We start from the raw sequence: 836 nt of genomic DNA, 5'->3' as shown, positions 1-836 counted from the left end.
CACGGAACGCTACGACGTATATCCGACAGGCATAAGCAGGAAGGTCGCGCGAATTACCCTGGGAGATCTGCACGTTTGCCAGTGTGCTACCGAGCGCCGCGAGGCGACGGGATGAGCGTGCAGAAGTCAGCCGAGGCCGTAGTAAGTGGCAAGTAACTCTGCCACCAAGGGCCGAACAGGTTATGCCGCCAGTAGGCGTCAGAGTCTCGTCGAATACCGAAATGCAGAAATTTCTCCCAGAGAAGACTGTTACTCCGAGTCCCGGACTGAATCCGAGGATGACGGCTGACAGCGCACAGGTATCGACGGCGTCTGTGACGTGGACGAACGCGGAGCCGGACACGCTGATGGAGCGGGTGCTTGCACCTGCCAACCTCAAGCGTGCGTACCACCGCGTAGTCAGCAACAAGGGCGCGCCAGGTGCCGATGGCATGACGGTCGACGAATTGGCGGGCTACGTGAAACAGTGGCTACTTCAAACTTAGTCAGAGCAAGCGACCCCTTGAGGAGCTGGACGGGTGGGTGCGGCATAAACTTCGCTGTGTCATCTGGCGCCAATGGAAGCAACCCTCTACGAGGGTAGGCAACTTGATGCGTTTGGGGCTTGGCGAAGCACGCGCCTGTAAATCAGCCTTCAATGGTCGCGGCCCATGGTGGAACTCGGGGGCGCCTCATATGAATCAGGCGTTACCGAAGAAACTGTGGGATCAGCTAGGGTTGATCTCAATACTGGATACGATAAACCGGCTTAGCCGCATAGCCTGAACCGCCGTATACGGAACCGTACGTACGGTGGTGTGAGAGGACGGCGGATGTAAATCCGCCTCCTACTCGAT

The 836-nt window shown here is 57.9% G+C and carries 1 pseudogene; it reads left to right on the top strand.

The annotated features are described in order from the left end of the window. The first annotated feature begins 182 nt into the window (after positions 1 to 182). Positions 183 to 765 (top strand): annotated as a pseudogene (locus PMI22_RS30965) (group II intron maturase-specific domain-containing protein). The last annotated feature ends 71 nt before the right edge of the window (positions 766 to 836 follow it).

The organism is Pseudomonas sp. GM21 (assembly GCF_000282215.1).
Lineage (GTDB): Bacteria > Pseudomonadota > Gammaproteobacteria > Pseudomonadales > Pseudomonadaceae > Aquipseudomonas.
This window is presented reverse-complemented; position numbering and strand designations above follow the sequence as displayed.